Annotated in this window: 8 protein-coding genes and 1 pseudogene; 1 reads left to right on the forward strand and 8 read right to left on the reverse strand. The window is 42.7% G+C overall.

The window, feature by feature from the left end; genetic code table 11:
• Nucleotides 1-81 precede the first annotated feature (81 nt).
• The 4 genes from DWZ33_RS14660 to DWZ33_RS14675 are packed head-to-tail and all read right to left on the reverse strand — an operon-like array spanning nucleotide 82 to nucleotide 10,230.
• Nucleotides 82-5,619 carry a SpaA isopeptide-forming pilin-related protein gene (locus tag DWZ33_RS14660; protein WP_182425754.1) on the reverse strand — a complete coding sequence of 1,846 codons (5,538 nt, stop codon included), beginning with the start codon at nucleotides 5,617-5,619 and terminating at the stop codon, nucleotides 82-84.
• 11 nt (nucleotides 5,620-5,630) lie between these two features.
• Entirely contained in the window at nucleotides 5,631-6,311 is a 681-nt protein-coding gene (locus tag DWZ33_RS14665) for a class B sortase (protein WP_118455558.1), read from the reverse strand.
• 60 nt (nucleotides 6,312-6,371) lie between these two features.
• Nucleotides 6,372-7,943 (reverse strand): amidohydrolase, encoded by a 1,572-nt coding sequence (locus DWZ33_RS14670; protein ID WP_118455560.1) that lies wholly within the window; start codon nucleotides 7,941-7,943, stop codon nucleotides 6,372-6,374.
• A gap of 46 nt (nucleotides 7,944-7,989) precedes the next feature.
• Nucleotides 7,990-10,230, reverse strand: a complete 2,241-nt coding sequence (locus DWZ33_RS14675; RefSeq protein WP_118455561.1) for a putative bifunctional diguanylate cyclase/phosphodiesterase — start codon at nucleotides 10,228-10,230, stop codon at nucleotides 7,990-7,992.
• A 175-nt stretch (nucleotides 10,231-10,405) separates the two neighbouring features.
• On the opposite strand from DWZ33_RS14675, the gene DWZ33_RS14680 reads away from it, so the two are divergent.
• On the forward strand, nucleotides 10,406-11,782 hold the full coding sequence (locus DWZ33_RS14680; RefSeq protein ID WP_118455563.1) for a glutamate synthase-related protein: 1,377 nt from the start codon (nucleotides 10,406-10,408) through the stop codon (nucleotides 11,780-11,782).
• A gap of 50 nt (nucleotides 11,783-11,832) precedes the next feature.
• Here the strand turns inward: DWZ33_RS14680 and DWZ33_RS18535 are convergent, their stop codons facing one another.
• From DWZ33_RS18535 to DWZ33_RS14695, 4 genes and pseudogenes are all read right to left on the reverse strand, one after another.
• Complete coding sequence (locus tag DWZ33_RS18535; protein WP_420841419.1) at nucleotides 11,833-12,330, reverse strand: pyridoxamine 5'-phosphate oxidase family protein; 498 nt, start codon at nucleotides 12,328-12,330, stop codon at nucleotides 11,833-11,835.
• 21 nt (nucleotides 12,331-12,351) lie between these two features.
• Nucleotides 12,352-13,572: pseudogene (locus DWZ33_RS14685) on the reverse strand (alpha/beta fold hydrolase); the annotation flags it as partial.
• Between the two features lie 8 nt (nucleotides 13,573-13,580).
• Nucleotides 13,581-14,540 (reverse strand): alpha/beta hydrolase, encoded by a 960-nt coding sequence (locus tag DWZ33_RS14690; protein ID WP_118455567.1) that lies wholly within the window; start codon nucleotides 14,538-14,540, stop codon nucleotides 13,581-13,583.
• Between the two features lie 46 nt (nucleotides 14,541-14,586).
• The gene (locus tag DWZ33_RS14695) at nucleotides 14,587-17,124 is read right to left on the reverse strand and encodes a bifunctional diguanylate cyclase/phosphodiesterase (protein ID WP_118455569.1); all 2,538 of its coding nucleotides are present in this window, start codon (nucleotides 17,122-17,124) and stop codon (nucleotides 14,587-14,589) included.
• Nucleotides 17,125-17,148 lie beyond the last annotated feature (24 nt).

The following is a 17,148-nucleotide window of genomic DNA, read 5'->3' on the forward strand; positions in this document are numbered from 1 at the left end:
CTTCTGTACTAATATATCATGAAACATTTTTAATTGAAAGAGAAAGGATATGTTTTTCCATGAAAGTCAGATATTACCGGTTTATAGCGATTTTTTAAGCATTTTAATCAGCACAAACAAGAACGCGGATAAGCAAAGTACCAAGAGAGGTTCATTGACAGACTTGTCAGATGCCGCGGTGCCAGTTTCCGGATAGGTTTTCATTATTTCACCGGGCTGATTAATGAATATCATCTCGGGATCATCATAAAGCTCCACTGTTTTTAACACATCATCAATAATGAAGCCAGCCGGTGCTTTCGTTTCTTTAAGATAATAAGTTCCTGCTTTAATTCCTGAAAATTCCGCATAGCCCAAATCATCGGTAACCGCCTTCGCATAGCTTTCAAACTGTGCATCATATAGGGTAAATTCCGCGCCTTTCAGCGGCATATCATGATCATCAGTCTTGAATAGCTTTAATGTATGACGCTCTAAGCGGTTGACTACTGCCTCTCCTTCGTTGATTACGATGACATCATTTCCCTTTTCACCAACTTGGAAATTAAAACTGCGTGTATCGACCAAATAGCCTTCGGCGGTCTTGATTTCTTTAACGGTATAACTTCCCGGCGCTAAGTTTCCCTGCCAAATACCGGCTCCGCTGGCATCGGTAGTAAAGGTATCTAGCCGTTTTCCGCCAGCCTCTACAATTTCAAATTCGGCGGATAATTCACGCTGTGGATGATTCAAATCAAGCTCAAATGCTTTGTATAAAATCAATTTTACCGCATGCTTCTTAGAGGCTGGGGAAGGTGTATCAGGCAGCGATTCAGCCTTGTTTATCAGCGGCTGCGCAAACAAATTCAGCATTCCCTCATCATCAATTTTAACTTCAAATTCATAAGTGTGATATGCCTTAATATAGCCTGCCGGTGCTGATAATTCTTTCAGATAATATTTGCCCGGCGGCAGCTGCGACTCAATGATTCCCTTACCGTTGCTGATCTTTATCCTTTCAATCAGCGTGTGCTCAGGAATCTCTGTCACAAAGTCTTTTCCCAGTATTTCTTCATGCGGCGGTAAGGTGAATTCATCATCAAGTCCACCCTCATTATCATGGCTGTAGATTGTTATTGGCAGCAAACAGAAGCTTGGCAGGCTGCTTTCATCAAATTCATCCATTGTTTTTAATTCACCATTATCATAAATAAATAATTGATTACGAAGAATTGCCGCGCTGGAAGCTTCGGCTTCAATAACCGCGAGATTAGGACTGTTATCAAAGCTATTCAGATGAATAATCATCGCTTCAGCCGCATTCTCTGAAGCTTTGAATTGAATACCTTTCAGATTCGGCAGATTTGCCAAGGCATTTTCACCAAAATATTGATAGCTGTCAGGGATTGACAAGCTTTCAATGCTGGCATTACCAAGACTTAATATTCCATCAATAGCAACACCATCAATCATTTCCGGCAATAGGATTGAGGATGCACCGCTGTCCACCCTGATGATAACATTTAATTCGCTGCCCATCAGCGTCAGACTAGTCAGCTGAATCAAGGCAGGGTCAATGGCTTCATTAAAAACTAAACTTTCAGACGCTGGTTCATAGGCAAAATCATCAAGTACATCATCGCTAGCATCATGCAGGCGTAAAGCAAAGCCTAGACAGCGGCCATCAAGCGGATCGAAAGAAGCCGTTATACCAAAACCAATTTTGACTTGATCATAGGCTGGTAAATCATATACCTCCAATGTTTTCAATGGGTTATCCGCAAATACATCAGCTGCCTCAAAGGTTACGCTCATCGGCTGTAAAATCACCAATTCCAGCTGATTGTCCGCAAAGGCATGGCTGCCGATCATTTGCACATTACCGGGAATCAAAACTGACTCTAAATCACAGCCGCGGAATGCATCAGCGGCAATTTGAATGACCGCCTGCGCGTTAATTTCATTAGGGATCTCTATTCGCTTAGCATCACCGATATATGCATCAATTGTAATTCCCTGCTCATTTTCCGTATAGATCAAATCAGCCGCACTGATTGCACTCATATCGTAAAGCGATGCTCTTTTAACCGGTTTACTTACTGATAATGATTCACCGGCAAATAAACCAAATTCAACATCATTGGCGGGTATCCGTCCTGATGATGTCTGGAATAGCTTCTCAAAGCTGTATATTGCCCGCTGACGTTCATTTTCTACCGTAAAAAACTGCGGAAAAACCCGTTTAAGATAATGATTGGCATCAAGGGTTACCTCATAGCATGTCTGATCTGTCAGATAACCTTCTGCACTTGCGGTTTCACAAACCTGATAAGTACCTAAAGGCAGATCATGGGTAGAAGCATTTCCATATATATCACTTACAATGGTTTCAACCCACTCTCCCTTGGCATAAACCAACTGATTATTTACGATGACATCGTCTGCTGCACTGATTTCAAAGACTGCCCCATAAGGAAGTCTGGCAGTTACCCATACCGGTTTAAACTGCTGATTTTCATTTTGAAAGCCAATCAGCTGACTGCCGGTTTTTTCAATCACAATTCTGCCTTTTTGAGGCTTATCTGCCATATCGATAAACAGATGAATGTTTTTAGGTACCGCTACCTGCACGATATTACCGATTGAATCCAATACCGGCTGTCCGTTTTCATCAAGCTTAGGTACCATGATGTAGCCTGGATCATCAGCATCAACAGCATGTTTTACCCCCTCGACCACAAAAGATAATGGCTGGTTGTGCAGCTGATAGCCCTGCGGCGATTTGATTTCACACAGCATGTATTTACCAACCGCTAACGGCTGCGGCAGCTGTATAGAGCCATCAGATGTTTTATATTCCGTCAATATCTGCATGCCGGTAAGTGTCTGGTAACGCTGATAAATCCAATGTCCGCATGTCTCATCAAGCCATACTTGCTGATTGGAACCAGAAAGCAGCTGATCCTTTCTTTTGATAAGCCCAATATGCCATTTCTGCTCTTCATCATCCCACCAAGAGCGGATCTGATCATCGCTGAAAAGCTCATCGTAATTCCACTGCCAAATTTTAAATACCGTATCATCGCTGACAATCAGACTGCCGGTTTCCGCATCCCGTTTGCTTAAGGTGATTTTCTGCATCGACGGCTGGTTTTCTAAAAGCTGCCGCTTAGCTACTATGGCATACTTATTAATCGGATCTGCTGCCTGTTCGCCGCTGACCTTCGCTACTTCAAACTGAAAGCTAAGCGGTTTATAACCTTCCGGTGTATTCAGTTCAATAACCGTATATTTTCCATACGGCAGCGGCAGCGGCTTGGTAATGGTTTCATCCTTCTGCATCGCACCATGGGTAGCCGCATAGACGATTGATTCCGGACGCTGTGTTGATGCTTCACCATTCACATCACTCTTGATAACCATATAGACATCACATAATGCCAATTCATGATCCTTTGCAATCTGTAAGGCTGTGCCTTTATTATTTTTATATGTGCCATCCAGCTGCTTCGCCATAAAGAAGGCATCATCAAGATCCGCCGTCAAATTATTGACTGCCTTACTGTTCAGATAAATACCAAAATAGATGTCAGCCGCCGGTTTTTTAGCCGCCGGCATACCGGCACTCTCATTTCCCACTTCACCCTCATAAAACTTCGTAATCATCAAATGCCCTTTTTGTACAGAATTCCGGTAAATCAGCGACTGCTGCGGGTCATCACTGCTGAGTTCATGAATATCGACTGCTTCAAACGGACTCGTATCACCAAGCTCGTTTTTATCATAGGTATAAATCTGCAAGGAGTGTTCCTGACCAGTATAACGGATATCCACAGTGACACGCTGAGCTTCATCCGCATATTGATAATACCAATAACCCTCAGGCAGGCTTATTTCCTTCAGCGTGTAGCGCCCCAGCTCAAGCTCAGCGGATTCACCAACCCCAAACGCATCACAGCGGATTGTATCGACAAGATCACCGCGCTCATAAAGAATCGTGCCATCCAGCAAGGTAATATCCATATCTGCTCTTAACTCAAATACCGCATTGGCAAAACTCGCGTCTCCCTGCGGCAGCAGCTTATCATTATGATTCAGATACAAATCATCAGCATCCGCTTTATGCAAAATAAGCTTAGCTTTCTGACGGGTATTGACCGCTGTTATTTTGCGTTGATCCGCATTGGCATCAATGGTGAAGCTAATTCTTTTGCCGTCATTGTAATATCCAATATAACTCCCTGTTTGACCAAATGCCTGCTTTTCGCTTAAATAAAACTTACCGCCGTTAAAGCCCTCATAATCATCAGCAGGCGCGTAAGATTCATAACCGCCATTCGCTAAATCACGATCATAGGATTGATCCATTACGCGTTGTTCAAACAAGCTGCCAATCAGACTTAAATCCAGCTGTCCCTGCTGATCGGTAACCATTTCAAGAAGCATCTCATTGGTTTTAAAAATCGTTTCCTGCTGATGGGTGATTCTTTCATCAGAACAGTTTGTCTCTCCCTCAGCATTTACACTGCAAGTCATTGTCCGCCGTTCAAAAGGCACCTTGATGCTTTGACTGCTGAAAAGCTGATAAAGGCTGCCTGGCAGCGGCATAATTTTATGTTCAGCATCCACCTTGACAAATTCCGGATATGTAATCGGTGACTGCCAATCTGCCGCAGACCCCTCACTGCCAATTAAAAATTCGATTCGGCCGCTGTTTTGCTTGCTGACATAAGGCTGAACCAGCTTTTGGCACGACAGATCATTTTTAGGTTTCAATAAATACGCATGACCGATAACCTGCGGATCTACCCTTGTATAACCTAACGCTGTCGTTTTAAAGCTGCTCAGTGCGGTAAAGCGAATACCGTTTTTTCCCACTCTTTCAGTCTTAATACCGGCAGGTATGGTCAGCCAATCGGTATAATACTTTTCAAATACACCGTTAAGATCATCCAACACGATACTGTCGCCGGGTTTCAATGTAAATGAAGGCTTCTCACCCAGCTGCAGATTGATTTTAACTGCATCCTCTCTCTCATCATCCGCATAATTGTCCGGATTCAGCTGAATGCTCTTCACTTCCCACTGCGGTGTTTGTTGATGCGCGTTAAGATTTGCTTCAATTTCATCACGAATGGTTTGATAATTGTCAAAGCCACGGATCAGCTCAGCATGCCAGCCATATAATTCCCAAATCATAAGCTGGGTAACAGCAACATAATCCATGTAATTAGCGTCATGAGCATGCTGCTGATTGCCGTAATACCAGATTAAACCCATCGCATCCGCAAGTTCATTTTCATAAGGCTCTACTGAATAGCTGTCAGCCGGCGCATCACCAACACTGCCGCACGCGCCGGTAGTTGGATCAATGCAGTATACGCTGCCTTGAGCAGTGTTCAGATAAGCTATCCCCCGTAAGTGATTGCCTCCCATATCGACGCGTTGTTCACCATTATCCAAGGTAAACTCATACTGCATCTGCGCCTTTCCATAAATCGGCCCGCTCGGCACATCCTCTACACCGAACAGATTTTGATCAATGACACCGATGATACCGCCCTGCTCCATCGATTGAAGCGGCATCAGCTGCGTCAAGCACATAAACATAACCATTAAAGCTTTAACTACTTTTTTCATGATTCTCCCTCTCATTCCTCCACCGCAAATACCAAGACCCGCTCATTACTGTCTAACGTTAAGCAGGTACTCAGCAATAAAACTTGTTTTCCTTCAGCAGCCGAAAATGACTGACCGCTCAGCGAACCCAGATAACGCAGATAGGCTTTAAAATGATCCGCATTGACAAAATCTATCGTCCATGGATCAAACAAGTCATTAGCGGATGCGATACTGGTCTGCATGACCGCCTTTACCAACCAGCTTTTATCAAGAAAAGTGATTGAAATTTCATCTATCGGCTGATTGATCAAATCAACCAGCGGACTGAAACGCAGATTGGTTCCGATCACATGATGTCCATAAACAATCAGCAGCGGATCATTTAACCGATTGTCCGCATCTAAAAACACACAGCCATATGCGTCAGGCTCACCCTTTGCGTCATGGCTTAAATAAAATTCATTATCCACCCCCCAAACAACCGGCTCATGGATTGCCAAGGCAGGAATCGACAATACGGATAAAATCATTTCATCCCTGACCAGCGGCTCTGCTGCCTCCTTTCCCATTTCTTTTACAGGTGCCTGCTGATGCATTGATGACTGCCAGTAAGCAATATGACGGCTGCCCTTCATCGCTGATTGATCTAAACGGTAAACCATTAAACAGCCTAAAACAATTAGTATTAACAAGAAGCTGACGCTGCGCATACTGATCCCCCCACTTACTATATAAGCAGCAATAATTAAAAAGCCTAAAAAAAAAATACTTTATTTTTCAAAAGTATTTTTTCGATAACAGCATCGTCCTTCTTTAATTGTTGCTAAAACTTCAATATCACGGATTTCCATCGGATCAACCTGTCTTGGATCTTGGCTTAAAATTACAAAATCCGCCAATTTGCCCATTTCAATCGAACCGCGTTCATTTTCTTCAAAATACTGATAAGCAGCATTAATTGTTACTGCCTTTAATGCTTCTTCGATACTGATTGCTTCATCACTGCCAAGCCGGCGCCCGCTTTTCGTCACTCGATTCACCGCACACCACAATGTTTCCAGCATATCGGGCTGAATCACTGGTGTATCCTGATGGAATGTATAAACAACATTCTCAAGGATTGCTGAATGCACCGGTGAAATCTCAGAAGCTCTCGCAATACCGAAATTCTCACAATGGATATCGCCCCAATGATAAACGTGAGCAACAAAGAAACTCGCGATCATTTGCATCACACTCATAGCATGCAGCTGATCCCGGTTTACCAATTGCGCATGAATCATGACTGGCCGCAGCATACTTTGTTTATCCCCTAAAACACTCTGATATGCATCAATCAGCTGCTGAGCCGCCGCATCGCCATTACAGTGAACTAACAGCTGCACCCCCTCAGCCTGACTCTTTTTCACATACTCTCTCACCTGCTCATCATCATATACCGGATAGCCGCAATAATTATCACTGTGCAAATAAGGCTTAAGCATCCAAGCCGTTCTGCCCTGCGGCGAGCCATCGAGGAACAGCTTATAGCCCGCGATCCGCAATCGCTTCTGCGCATGCCGATACCGCTTCTCATCACTTAGAATATGAGCGCATTGCTTCACATCCACATAAGCTGCCACATCAACGATCAGCTGATTCTCCTCTGCCGCCCTTTTCAGCAGCCGCCATTCCTTCTCTCTGGCAATTCCCTCCTGAACAAAAGTAATACCATTTTTCAAATAAATATCCTGAGCCATCTTCAGCTGTTTCAGCAGTGCTTCAATAGCAGGCTGAGGAATCCCTGCACTTGCGTTAATAAATGCATTCTCCTCCATATAACCATTCAATTCACCGGCATCATCCCGGCCAAAACGGCCGCCTTTAGGATCAACAGTCTTTGCATCTAAACCTAAAGCCTTCAATCCGACACTATTTGTAACCCCCATATGGCCGCTGGCATGAGTCAGCATGATAGGATTCTCAAGAGAAGGAAGATCAAGATCAAAACGACTCGGATGCCGTTTCTCACGCAGATAATTATGATCATAATTAAAACCGATGATCCACTCCTCTGCTTTCAGCTTTCTTGTCTGTTTAAAATTTATAAGCAGCGCTGCGATCTCTTCAAAGCTTGCCGCATTAGATAAATCCACATAACCCAGCGCACTGGCCAAAGCCGTAATATGTGAATGGGCATCAATAAAAGCCGGCATCAGCGTACAGCCATGCAAATCAATCCATTCTGCCTCTTCATTATCAAATGCTTCAAAACCGATGATCCTGCCATGCTCACAAACAACCATCTCGGCGCATTGCCCGCTCATCGTTATGATCACACCATTAGTATATATTTTTTTCATTGTGCCATCTCCTCAGCATTATTATAAGCATCTATGCCAACCCTACTCACAAAGCTTGATTCTGATAATAAATCCCTGCGAAAGCATCAAGACTTACCGGTTTATAAAAATAATAACCCTGAACCATACTGCAGCCATTCACTTTCAAAAAATCAACCTGCTCCCGCTCCTCAATACCCTCCGCAACCGTTTTGATATTCAGCTCTTCAGCCATATGCAGGATATTTTTCACAATAATCTGACCGCGTTCAAGCCCAGCACTCTTTTTGAAAAACACAAGATCAAGCTTTACCTCATCAATCTGTAAATCCTTTAAAAGATTCAATGATGAATAACCGCTGCCAAAATCATCCAGTGAACAGATAAAACCAGCCGCCTTTAAATTCAATACATCCTTGGCAAATACATCATCATTATCAAGCACGATACTCTCAGTAAATTCTAAGATCAGCAGCTGATCCGGAATCTGATACTCAGCCTTCACACCTGCATAAAAAGCCAGAAAATCATCACATAACAAACTTAAACGTGATACATTAATTGAAATCATCAATGGCGGATTACCCGCATCCAGCCATTGTCTGAGCCAGCTGCAGACAGCTGTAAACATATACCGGTCAAGCTTGACAATAAAACCATTCTTCTCAAATAAAGGGATAAACAAATCCGGATTTGTCAATGAACCCAACGCTGCCTCCCATCTCACCAATGCCTCCGCAGAAATTATTTTCTCCTGATGCTGAATGTCCACCTTAGGCTGCAGATATACCTTAAATTGATGTTCCTTAAGGGCTGTATGCATATGGGCTTCCATCGCATTCTCAATCAATACCCGCTGATGGTCATCTTCTGAATAAAACGCATAATTCTCTCGGCCGCTCATACCTGATTTATGAGCCATATTGGCTCGATTAATCAAGGTTTGTAAAGGCAGCTGACTGCCATCATTTGCAGGCATATAAAAGCCAGCCGTCAGGCGCATGAAATTGCCATGCCTTTCCATATGTTCAAGTTTATCAAACTGCCCGCAGAGATGGGCAAACCATAAGCTTACCGCAGTCTTATCCAGATCACACAGCAAACCGGCAAAATCATCAGCCCCAACACGGCAATATAAGCTGCATTGCGGATCCTTTGCGAAAAGATCGGATAATTTTTGAAGCAGTGCATCACCGGCATCATATCCATAGATATCATTATAATATTTGAATTTAGTGATATCGATATACCAGACAGTATAGTTATGATGTGATTCTTGAAGCAGCTTTTCACCGGTTTCAATGAATTTTGTCAGATTCGCGCAGCCCAGCAACGGGTCCGTATAAGCCAAATACTTCAAATGATTCACATTTTGGCGGTTGATTCGATAAAGCTGATAACCAAAGAAGATAAAAATCAAAAGCGCTAATAAGACAATTCCGCAGATACCATATAGAATCCGATAATTATTTTCTGTCAGATTTACTGATGGGACAAAGCTTACCAGCATCCAGTCATTGATACCAATCGGTGTATACATTAAAAGCATCTCGCCCGCATCGTCATTATAACTGTACAAGCCTGTGCCAAATGCCTTCAAATCAGCCATAAAAGCATCATATCCCTGATTCTTATACTTAATCTTCTCATCAATAGTAACCATTTCCTGATCAAGATAGTCAGTATTTGAGCGTATCAGATAGCGGCCGTCAGAGCGTATCAGATGTGAATATCCTGCCTCAAAGAATGACGCATCATCAATGATATCACGCAGAATCACACCATAATTAGTTGCTGTCAGCGCACCGATTACAGCCTCCTCCTGCATAATCGGTACCGCATAAATATAAATGATATGATCACTAAACCGATCTGCCATTGTATTTGAAACACCGCCAGTTCCCATAAGCGCCTCAGCAATCACCAGCTCATCAGCAAAATCATCATAATACACTGTACCGTCTACATCAGCAAGATACCCTGAGCCATCAGGCTGTATCAAGCCAAGGCGAATAAAACTATTGCGGCTGTTGACATCCTTGATCAGCGACATCAGCAGATCGACATTCGCTTCATCCATGGCACTGATAAATGTTGCCAAGGCATCTAATATTTCAAGATCACCTTTAATTTTCAAATTAACCGCATTCTTTGTCTGAAGCTGTGAAGATTGCATCGAGGCTATGCCCTGCTGCCGGCTCTCATTCAGCGTATCAGCAATCAGCCATGCGGAAAGCATAATAAAAAGCATACAGACGGCTAGTGCAGAAGTAATAAGAACTGAAACAGATTTTTTGTTTTTCGTCATAAAGATACCCTATAGTTTTTATTTATCATAGCATAGTTTTAATACTTAGGATAGTCCAGCCGTACTTATTAGCCAATAAATCCAGCCGCTGCTTCATAAATAAAAGATCCTGTTTATTTTACTTGCCCACAAGCTAAGAAAAGGCTTACAATAAAAACAATAGGAGGTATATTTTATGATCTATAAATGTGGGATATGCGGATATCTTTATGATGAGGAAACAGAAGGTAAACGCTGGGATCAGCTTGATGAAGAATGGGTCTGTCCTTTCTGTACAGCAAGTAAAAGTATTTTTTCATGTGCTGATGAACCATCAGTGCCAGCTAATAATGATAATGCGTCAGCCCGGTTAAGAAGGAATGATGAAATTGAAACCGCGATGGATTTAATACATGAAATGGCGGCTGAGGGAAAAAGCAGAATTGATGCTATGAGGACGCAAAAACCAATTATTAATTTTGATGATGTTTTAATTATGGGCGGTCAGCTTGCCAATCCGCCGCTTTTAGATGATGAAGAGGTTTGTACACAAACAATCATCGGCAGTCATGCATTAAAACCGATGGTGCTTGATCATGCGGTGTATATTTCACATATGTCCTTTGGCGCCCTTTCCAAAGAAGCAAAAACAGCTTTAGCTATTGGCAGTTCAGCAGTGAAAACAGCAGAATGCGGCGGTGAAGGCGGTGTGCTTAAGGAAGAAAAAGCACATGCTTATCAATACATCTTTGAATACATTCCTAATAAATACAGCCTTACTGATGAAAATCTGCAGACCAGCGGCGCGATTGAAATAAAAATCGGTCAGGGCTGCAAGCCGGGCATGGGCGGTCATTTGCCGGCGGATAAGGTTACTGAAGAAATCGCGGCAGTACGCGGCAAACCAATGGGCATGGACATCCATTCCCCTTCCCGTTTCAGTGAAATCAATACAAAAGAGGATTTGAAGCATTTAGTTGATGAACTGCGTCAGCGCTCTTTAGGCAGACCGATCGGCATTAAAATCGCGGCAGGTCACATCGAAGAAGATCTTGAATGGATCAAAGCAGCCAATCCTGACTTTATTACCATTGACGGACGCGGCGGTGCTACCGGCGCTTCACCCAAATATCTGAAAGATAATACTTCTGTACCAACCCTCTTTGCATTAGCCAGAGCCCGTGCCTATATGGATGCACACGATATGCCTCAAGAGCTGATAATCACCGGCGGCTTTAGAACCAGCGGCGATATTGTCAAGGCCTTGGCGATGGGAGCTGATGCGGTAGCAATTGCGACAGCGGCAATGATGGCCTTAGGCTGTCAGCAATACCGAATCTGTCATAACGGCAAATGTCCGATGGGAATTGCCACCCAAGACGAACAGCTGCGGAAACGATTGGATGTTGACAAGAGTGCTAAACAAGTAGAAAACTTCCTTACCGCTTTGCGTGAAGAATTAAAATCCTTTGCCCGTATCTGCGGTCATCGCAGCATTCATGAATTTTCAATTAAAGATTTAGCTACAACCAATTCAGAAATATCAGCACATACAAAAATCAAACACGTATAAAATTAAAAAGCTTATGCCACATTCTCATAACATGGTATAAGCTTATTTTATTATTCCTCAGCAAGATCCTTAGTCTGTTTGCCGCTGATCGCTTCAATATCAATTTGAAGCATGGTGAGTCCATTCCAGAAGGCATCGATTTCCTTCTGACCTTCCGCAATTAAATCGGGTGCGTATTTTTCACAAAGCATGGAGATAGCATGGCGCTTTGCCGTTTCATCATCGATTGTTGAAGCACGGCCAAACACAATCACACTCTTATAAAATGTTGTAAACAGCTCTGGCTTCAAATCATCTTGACCAATTACACAGAAGGATACCTTGTCACATTGTCTGATTGCATCAAGCTTATGGCCGGTTTTTGCACAGTGAATATAAATTTTATTTCCTTCAAGACAATAATTAAGCGGCACCGCATACGGATATCCCTCATCCCCAAGCACAGCTAAAACGCCGGTAGTTGCTTGGCTCAGAATTTCTCGGCAGCTTTCTTCACTTAATGCCTGTGCCTTGCGCCGTAAGGCTCTAAATTCAGTCGGACAGCGCAGCGGCTCTGCATAAATCACATTAAACTCCTCGAAAATCACCGGCATATCCCAGCTGAATTCATATCCGCGCCGCTTGCCGTCAGCCGTAAAGTAACGCTCATGATTCTGCCGCCATGTTTCAAGACATGTATCTTCACCTTCAAGACTGCATAAAGCAAAATCAATTTCAGAAAAAGGCAGTGTCTGCAGGCGAGTTGTCTCAATAACACAGGCAGGATTGCCCAGCCAGTCAGTGACAATACTCAAACTGCCGACTTCAGGCAAATTATCCGCCAGCTCATAGTAACTGCTTGAGGTGGCTTTTTTCTTGCCCATCAGCACTAATTCAAGCAATTCATCGGCACTTCTTTGATTTAGGTCAAAATGAAATGCCTCTAAATATCGAGTGTCCGCAGGCCGTTTGCTGTCCGCTAAAAACTGCTGCCAGTAGCGTTCAATCCGCGCTTCCCTATTCAGCGTATTTTCAAACCAATCGACACTCATCGCCATTAATTCATTAAAGGCGCTGTGATCACCGGTTAAAATATTAAAGCAATGGTCAGCTCCTGATATTAGCTTCGATGTTGATAGTTCATGATGACTGACAGCCGCAATTTTTGACGCGCATTCAGGATCGACAACATCATCACGAGTACCGGCAATTGCCAGCACGCTTGCATCACTTTTCGCAAACACCGACAGCACATCACAATTCCGCGCGTCGTTCATCCATTCAAGACTCAGCCGCAAGGGGGCTCTGAATCCCAGCTCCAACATCGCATATCCTTGTTTCTGCGCAAGCGCATAATCGGCCTCATCATAGAGCTGCTGAATTTCACATGAGCCTGCCCAAGTAACAATTGATTTAAACCGCGGATTTTGACCAGCCGCCAGCATTGCCATTGTACCGCCCTGACTCCAGCCTAAAATACCGATAGCATGCTTGCTGATGGTTGGACAAGTATCAAGATAAGCCAGCACATCATTAATATCCCGCTGTGCTGATGTAAAGGTATATTCAATATAATCAACACGGCTCTCACCGGTTCCGATAAAATCAAAACGCAAAGAAGCAATACCTTTCGCCGCCAGCCGGTTTGCCAAGTAAACATACCCATTGCCCGCCTCATCTTTATCACTGCCGGTACCGTGACAGAGAATCACAACCGGACAATCATGCTGCTGCGGAAGTGTCAAAACAGCTGGAATCTGATACTGATGAGTAGAACTTTCAATTTTTATTTTATTGATTGTAAATGACATAACCACTCCTAATCCATAATCGCATGGATAAATGCAAATAACTTATCATAATTATCTGCAGTTTCAAAAAGCATCGAGCCGTGAATCGCATCCGGAACAATCTCACAGATAACTCTTTCCTCACCGCACAGCTCATTAGCTTTTAAAGCAAAGTCAATGGATTGCTGCATCGGCACGATTTCATCACCGCTGCCATGCTGAATATAAATTCTCGGCATATCTGATTTAATATAATAAATCGGGCTGGCTTTACGGGTTAGTTCATTATCAACACAGCAATTTTCACCAAGCAGAATAGAGCCTGCTGAATCCAAAGAAGCATGATACGGGAACGCATTTTCTTCACTTTCCGGCATCGCGTTGACATAGCATTCATGCTGATCCTTAATTTCCTTGCGCAAATACTTATTAATCAAACTATTCGTTTGCAGCTGATGATCCAAAGTTGCAAATTCAGTAATTGGATACCAGGCGATAGCCCCATCAATTTTGAATTGCACATCCACATTTTCATCATCCGGATTATCGAAATAGGCTTCATTATTAAACAAAGCTGCCATTAAAGTTAAATAACCGCCGGCACTGCCGCCCCATACCATCATTTTTTCCGTATCCAGCTGATATTCAGCACCATGTTTTTTTATAAAACGAATCGCTTGCTTGATATCTCTGATTGGTTCCGGAAATTTTACTTCCTGAGTCATGCGGTAATTCAAGCTCACGGCCGCAAAACCGCGCTTAATTGTTTCCTTAATTGCGTGTGCCATTTCACAGTCACGCTTATCCAGCGCCATAAAACCACCGCCATGAATAATAAAAATAAACGGTACCTTTTCCTGCTCAGTATCAGGCAGCCAAATATCAAGCTTCTGTAATTCTGAAGCATTGCCATAGGCAATATCAAATGAACCTCTTTTACCTTCAATCTCTAATTTGCCATCGGCTGCCGCCCACATTCTTTTTGTCATATGCTTTCCTCCTATTGTTTAATTATTGAACGCTGGTTAGCGCTGCTTATTTAAAATATTTCTCTTCAAAATCTGCGGCGGACATCGGCTTACCGAAATAATAGCCTTGAATCAGTTCAATGCCGCTGTATTTAACAACATTATATTCCTCAGCCGACTCAACGCCTTCCAGACATACCGTCTTGCCAACCTCATGACACAGCTGAGTAATTGTACGAATAAATGTTGCATTAAACATATCCGTCGTAATTTCCTTCACAAAACCGCGGTCGATTTTCACAACATTGACCGGCATATTCTTTAATGAAAACAGCGATGAATAACCAGTGCCAAAATCATCCATTGCCAGCTGAATGCCAATACGCTTTAATTCGCTGATTGCTTCCTGTATTGAACCATCTTCCTGAGCTAAATAAGTCTCCGTCAACTCCATGATCACATTATCCGGACTGAGCTTCAGCTTCTTTAGCGTTTCTTTCATAAAAGGAAGAATATCTCCCTCAATCAGCTGCCGATAAGACAAATTAATACTGACTTTAAAATCCGGCTGATAGGCACACCACTTTTTACACTGCTGCGCTGCCTGATAAGCAATCCAATTACCAAACTGCACAATCAAACCGCTTTGTTCCAACAAGGGGATAAACTCCACTGGTGATATATTGCCATATTTAGGACAGCTCCATCTAGCTAATGCCTCCGCGCCATGCAGCTTCTGATCCTTAGAATTTACCTGCGGCTGATAAGCAACAGAAAAACCGACAAAACCTCGGTCAACACTTTCTCTAAGCATTTCCATCAGTTCCAGCTTTCGCTCCTTCTGTTTTAATATATCACTTGAAAAAAGGGTGAGACGATTTTTACCAATATGCTTTGAATGCTCCAGTGAATAATTGGCATACTTTAATAAATTCTGATAATTCTCTGCATCCTGCGGATAAAGCGCATAACCTGCCGATAATGTACAATAATATTTTCTGCCGTCATATTCCTGCTGACGATTGAAAACCGTCTGAATCTGCTGATAAAAAGATAAAACCTCATTCAGTCTTGGATTAAATAATACGACACCAAACTCATCGCCGTCCAATCGATACAGCTTAGCCTGCTCAGGCAATAATGAATTCAGCTTGGAAGCGGTCAGACGCAAAATTTCATCACCAAAAGAACGATTATATAAATCATTGATATTTTTAAATGAATCAATATTTAATACCATGATACCCAATTGTTTTACCTGATCCTTATTCATCAAGCTTTTCTTAACTAAGTCTTCAAACGCAAATTTATTATCCAAACCCGTCATCGGATCAATCTGGCGCTGTTTGCCAAGGTTTGAAATGATTCCCGCAAATAGATTTGGGCTGCCCTGTTCATCGCGAATCATATTGCCGCGGCAGCGCAGCCAGATCCACTCACCGCGAACATTTTTTGCCCGATACTCAATATTATGCGATTCAGCACGGCCATCGGCTATTTCTTGATTGCTTGCCAAAAAATCCTCAATATCTTCAGGATAAATCAGCTCAGACCAGAAAGCTGCAGCATTCTCTACAATCTGACCTGGCAGCCCAAATTCCTGTACCATTGTTTCCGGATATCTGAATACGCCGGTTTTCATATTGCCGACAAACAGATAATCATCACTGCTGGCAGCCAACGCCTCATACAAATGTTCCTTATCGTATTCAAAATCAACGACGGTTGTGGCACCGGCATGCTTTAAATATTGATTTTTAGACTTCATGATATGATAAGCCCGCTGCTGTTGATACAGCCGTTCATCCGCTCTGGCAATGATATCCTCAGCACTGTAATGATCACTGGGATAAACCTCATACAAACCAAAGCTAAATGTAAATTCATAAGGTAATTGACCATTATCCTTATCAAAAGCCATCGTTTTTTGAATTTGCTGGACACGTTTCTCAGCACTTTGATAATTCTCACCATAGAACACAGCCATAAACTGATCGCTTTTCAGAGAAAAGAACAGCTCTTGTTCATGAAGCTGACGGCGAAAATAATCAGCAAAGGCACTAAGCAGACGATCACCCGCCGACCAGCCATATTGTTCATTAATCAGCTTCATATCATTAATATCACACATGACCACCGTCACACTTTTATTTTCATTTTTACCTAAGCGAATCAGCTGCATAAAAGAGCCGTCATTCGCGTTCAGATTAAAGGCAGCTGAATTAGTTTCACTAATTGACATTAAATCCGTAATATCGATTGAATTTTCAATAAAATACTGCTTCCCCTGCCATTCAAAAAGCTGATCATAATTTTTATACAAACGATGATTGATTGTATTTACTTCATTCCATACGCAGTCTTTCATTTGCCGGTTCGTCAGTAATTCACGCCGGTTACAAAAAGCACAGCGTTCGTTCATATCCTTTTGAAGCACCTTATAACATGGCTTTCCCTCAGGATCTACAAGCTGAAACCGCTGTTTCATCGTTTCGTTCATGTAAACGATCCGATCTGTATCAGCTTCTGTTATAAATACATCTGTGTCCAATTGATTCAAGACCACAGAATGAAATTCACTGCTCATGTCTTTTTCTGATTTCATAGCTGGCTCACCCTTACTCACTCT

Origin of the sequence: Dielma fastidiosa, assembly GCF_003475485.1 — a bacterium.
Lineage (GTDB): Bacteria > Bacillota_I > Bacilli_A > Erysipelotrichales > Erysipelotrichaceae > Dielma > Dielma fastidiosa.